The organism is Veillonella sp. CAG:933, assembly GCF_000431435.1.
Taxonomy (GTDB): domain Bacteria; phylum Bacillota; class Negativicutes; order Veillonellales; family Veillonellaceae; genus Veillonella_A.
Window position 1 is genome coordinate 1,435 of record NZ_HF986196.1, and the last position, 4,453, is coordinate 5,887.

Annotated in this window: 6 protein-coding genes (1 of these 6 cut by a window edge); 3 read left to right on the forward strand and 3 right to left on the reverse strand. The window is 34.8% G+C overall.

Annotated elements, in window-relative coordinates:
• The 3 genes in view from QZL64_RS06460 to citD are tightly spaced (at most 11 nt apart) and all read right to left on the reverse strand, a layout consistent with a single transcriptional unit that may run on beyond the window.
• Positions 1-480 carry the 5' portion of a citrate lyase subunit alpha gene (locus tag QZL64_RS06460; protein ID WP_021841197.1) on the reverse strand. It extends 48 nt beyond the left edge of the window, so only the first 480 of its 528 coding nucleotides appear in the window; the start codon lies at positions 478-480; its stop codon lies off the left edge, out of view.
• A gap of 11 nt (positions 481-491) precedes the next feature.
• On the reverse strand, positions 492-1,403 hold the full coding sequence (locus QZL64_RS06465; RefSeq protein WP_006555234.1) for an HpcH/HpaI aldolase/citrate lyase family protein: 912 nt from the start codon (positions 1,401-1,403) through the stop codon (positions 492-494).
• Positions 1,404-1,700 carry a citrate lyase acyl carrier protein gene (citD, locus tag QZL64_RS06470; RefSeq protein WP_021841198.1) on the reverse strand — a complete coding sequence of 99 codons (297 nt, stop codon included), beginning with the start codon at positions 1,698-1,700 and terminating at the stop codon, positions 1,404-1,406.
• Positions 1,701-1,926: 226 nt separating this feature from the next.
• Here citD and QZL64_RS06475 point away from each other — a divergent pair, with 226 nt between their 5' ends.
• From QZL64_RS06475 to citX, 3 genes are read left to right on the forward strand one after another with little or no spacing between them, the layout of a single operon-like run.
• On the forward strand, positions 1,927-2,805 hold the full coding sequence (locus QZL64_RS06475) for a LysR family transcriptional regulator (protein WP_021841199.1): 879 nt from the start codon (positions 1,927-1,929) through the stop codon (positions 2,803-2,805).
• Entirely contained in the window at positions 2,798-3,862 is a 1,065-nt protein-coding gene (citC, locus tag QZL64_RS06480; protein WP_021841200.1) for a [citrate (pro-3S)-lyase] ligase, read from the forward strand. Before QZL64_RS06475 ends, citC begins: the two co-directional genes overlap by 8 nt.
• On the forward strand, positions 3,846-4,406 hold the full coding sequence (citX, locus tag QZL64_RS06485; protein WP_021841201.1) for a citrate lyase holo-[acyl-carrier protein] synthase: 561 nt from the start codon (positions 3,846-3,848) through the stop codon (positions 4,404-4,406). Before citC ends, citX begins: the two co-directional genes overlap by 17 nt.
• Positions 4,407-4,453: the final 47 nt, after the last annotated feature.

Here is a 4,453-nt window from a genome sequence, read left to right on the forward strand (position 1 = left end):
GGCTGCGATAGCTCGCGGACGACCGCCATGACTGCGAATAATAGCCGGTGTTTTTAATTTTCCTTCAGAAATAACTTCTCCGATACGACCTCGAACACCGGATGTTTGAATGCCCGTTACAATCCCTTTTTCAATATAATCGGCAATAATATCATGAGCACTACCTAATGAAGTGGCGGCAATGTTTAAATCTTTGACACCCAATTCTTCAACTAATGTTTTCACGGCCATTGACGCTACATAGTCACCGTTGCGGAATACAGAATGGAATGAAATGGTCATACCATAATGAACACCACACTTTTCACAAGCTTCCCGAAGAGTAGCCACTAATTTATTTTCTCTCGGTTTTTCACCAATTCTACGCTTCGGTCCAACTTTTTGTTCATATTGACCATCTATCTGATTTTTTCCGGAATATACGCGCTTATTATTAACTAAAAGCTCATCCGGAATCTCTCTACCTACTGCATTTTTCATTTATATCACCTCTATAAGTCACCTTTATACACACCGCAAGCTTTTGCTAAAGCAATAATGCGTCTTGCATCTTCAAAAAACGGAATATCTACCATCTTACCGTCAACCGTATAAACGCCAACACCGGAATCCGCTTGTTCATTAAATGATCTTACCAATTTTTCGGCATATGCAATTTCTTTCGGCGTTGGTGCAAATGTTTCATGTACAAAAGCAATTTGACGCGGATTTACTATACTCTTACCATCAAAACCCATTTCTCTGTTTTGTTTTACTTCTGCTTCAAAGCCTTCCATATCATCAATATTAGGATACATAGTATCAAAACACTGAACATTAGCTGCTCGAGCGGCTAATAACATTTGACTGCGTGCCGCCAACATTTCTATACCGCCACGATTAATCTGTACATGCATAGATTTACGGAAATCACCGCCTGAAATAGCACAACCAAACATGCGATCCGATGCCGATACAATCTCATAAGCATTCATAATGCCTTTAGGACTTTCTAAAGCGGCCATTAATAATGTACGTCCTTCTTCTACGCCGAATTCTTTTTCAGCAGCCAATACATGTTCTTCAACCAACTTTACATCAGCTGCACTTTCACATTTAGCAATTCGAATACCGTCAGCACCGCCGGCTACTACAGCACGAATATCCTCTTGCCAATGAGGTGTATCCAAACCATTAATACGAACAATTACTTCCGTATCACCATAATCAACATTCTTTAATGCTTGATATAAAGAAAAACGGGCTGCATCTTTTTGATTTTCCGCTACCGCATCTTCCAAATCTAAAATAATGCTGTCACTGCCATAAATATACGCATCTTTTATTAAGCCAGGTTTCTGCGCATTCATAAACATCATCGTTCTACGCAATCTGAATTTTTCCGGTTTTGGACGATTAATCATTTATAACACCTCCCAAGGAATATTGCTTTCCGATTGACCGCAACTTCTAAATACAGCACACTCAATACGAGCTTTAAGTGTACATTCCAAAGCTCCTTTATCGATAATAACAACCTTTCCCTCTTTTACCTTTAACTTTGCTAATGTTTCTTCAGCCGTTTTTTTTATTTGACGACCATATTGATTCATAACACTACTTTCAACATAAATACTTAATTTACCTGATTGTGGAAATACTTGTACCTGTGCATCACTGGACTCCAATGTTCCGGCTATTGCATTGTTTAAAATATCCATAAACTAACCTCCTACAACCTAAATTGTAATTTATACATAATATAGAGAACTTTTATAAATACATTTAAACACTGTCTCACATTTATGTAAAATTCATTATTTTCTCAATTTTCTACGAAATATTTTCATGGCAAAAAATATATATTTTTTGTAATAAAAGAATTAAAATAGGATTATAAACTATATTTTTTTAAATCTGCATTTTAAAGTAAAGGAGGTATATTTCATGGATGATAAGGATTATGAATTACTAATTTTACTGTCTAAAACAAACAATATAACTCATACGGCTGAGCAATTATATATCTCTCAATCAACTTTATCCAAACGTATACGCAGTATAGAAAAAGAATTATCCACAGAATTACTTATACGTTCTCGCCAAGGTGTTCATTTTACACCGGCCGGCGAAGTTGCGTTAAAACATGCCCAAGCTATTATGGAACATAAAGAGCAAATGACTCGAGATATTGACTCTTTAAAAAACATTGTCAGCGGTACCATAAAATTGGGTGTTTCTGTAAACTTTGCCCATTATAAATTGCCGCAATTTTTAAAAAGCTTTAAAAATCAATATCCGTTGGTGGCTACCCATATTCATACCAATCAAAGTCGTGATTTATACAAACTTCTTTTAAAAAACACTCTGGACGCTGCTATACTACGCGGTGATTTTCAGGACTGGACAGGCAATAAATTGTTTCTCTATCGTGAAAGAATATGCTTAATTTATAATAATGAAATTCAAACTCTATCCGATTTAAATAATTTACCGTATATTACGCGAGAAACTGATACAAATATGGAACACGCCGTTATCCGCTGGTTAAATGAAAATAATTTAAGTCAAAATATTAAATCTGATATTACCGTTGATGGCATTCAAACAGTAGTAAATATGGTAAAAGAAAATTTAGGATGGGCCATTGTTCCCGAGATTTGTCTGGAGAATTTTACCGGAACTGTTAAGCCCCTATTTTTTAATGACGGTATGCCTTTAGAACGTTCGACTTACCTGCTATATCAACCGAATCTCAAAGTGCTACCTCAAATAGATGCATTTATTCAATTTATGACCGACTGGAAGGAGGCCTTTCATGAATAACTTTACAGTTTCTCAAATTTATCCTTCTGATACAAAAGGGATAGAGGCTGTAAAAGCATTACTGGCTAAAGAAGATTTAACTCTGGATAAAAACCTTGATTATATAGCGGCCATATATGATCAAAATAATATTGTTGCTACCGGAAGCTTATTTAAAAATTCTTTACGGTGCTTTGCCGTCGATTCTGACTACCAGGGTCAAAGCCTGTTAAATACCTTACTTTCACATTTAGTAGAAGTTCAATACAATCGAGGTAATACTCATCTTTTTATCTATACAAAACCAAAGTCAGCCAAATACTTTAAAGACTTAGGATTCTATGAAATTTATCAAGATGCGAATCTGGTTTCATTCTTAGAAAATCAACCATTCGGTTTTAAAGAATATCTGGAGTTATTAAATACGGAAAGTATTGAACAAGTTGGTCCTAATTTTGAAAATAAAAAACAAGCAGCTATTGTTTTAAATGCCAATCCCTTTACTTTGGGACATTTGCATTTAATTAAGACTGCTTGTGAATCAAATGATTATGTTCATCTCTTTATCGTCAGTGACGACTCCAGCTTATTTCCTTATACCGTTCGAAAACAACTCATTATGGACGGTACCAAGGATTTAAAAAATGTTATTTATCATGACTGTGGTTCTTATATGATAAGCAGTGCCACTTTTCCGGCTTATTTTCAAAAAGACAATGAAGCCGTAATTCTCAGCCAAGCCATATTGGACGTAAATATTTTTGTAAAAATCGCTAAATATCTAAACATAACGTCACGTTATGTTGGTGAGGAGCCGTTTAGCCAAGTAACAAAACTGTATAATGAAACGATGGCTCAAGAATTAAAAAAAGCCTATATTGAACACCATATAGTTTCCCGTTTTACCAAAGATAACATAATCGTCAGTGCTTCTCATGTTCGTGAAGCTATTAGACAGGATAGTTGGGAATTAGTTAAAAATTTAACTCCTGTATCGACATTCTCATTCCTGCAACGTAAAGAGGCACAACCTATCATACAGAAAATAAAGGAGAGCCAAAATGTCATACACTATTGATTTTAAAACTTTACTGACTCGCTTAAATGAGGGCACACAAGTAGAGCTTAATGACATGATGCGTTGTCGTGAGCATAGGGCTATGTTACAAAACGTTCTATTTGAAAAATATCACGCACCGTTACTTTCATTTACTTTAAATATTCCGGGCCCTATAAAAAACAACAGTCTTTTATCTGATATATTTTATATAGGCATAAAATCCATTAACGCTATATTCAACAATCATCAAATTCATATTTTACAGGAACATTATAGTAATGAAATAACCGGGAATGAATATATCTGTGCCTTTGACGGTAATGCCGATGACGTAAAAAACGAAGCGATTACCTTAGAAAATACACATCCCTTAGGTCGTTTATTTGATATTGATATTATTGATCCGAAAGGACACAAATTATCCCGTCAACAATATCGTTCTTGCCTTATTTGTAATAAACAGGCACAAGATTGTGCACGTAATAGAACACATTCTATCGAAGAAATGCAGTTAGCTATATTAAAACTAATCAAAGAATCTAATTTAATAGTATTTAAATAAGATGCTATTAAACATAAAAAGGGGCTGTAACGAAATTGAGTTTTTTA

Bases quoted from the DNA above. Each gene is read 5' to 3' on its own strand.
- citD (WP_021841198.1), bottom strand. From the start codon at position 1,700: ATGGATATTTTAAACAATGCAATAGCCGGAACATTGGAGTCCAGTGAT.
- QZL64_RS06465 (WP_006555234.1), bottom strand. From the start codon at position 1,403: ATGATTAATCGTCCAAAACCGGAAAAATTCAGATTGCGTAGAACGATG.
- citX (WP_021841201.1), top strand. From the start codon at position 3,846: ATGTCATACACTATTGATTTTAAAACTTTACTGACTCGCTTAAATGAG.
- QZL64_RS06475 (WP_021841199.1), top strand. From the start codon at position 1,927: ATGGATGATAAGGATTATGAATTACTAATTTTACTGTCTAAAACAAAC.
- citC (WP_021841200.1), top strand. From the start codon at position 2,798: ATGAATAACTTTACAGTTTCTCAAATTTATCCTTCTGATACAAAAGGG.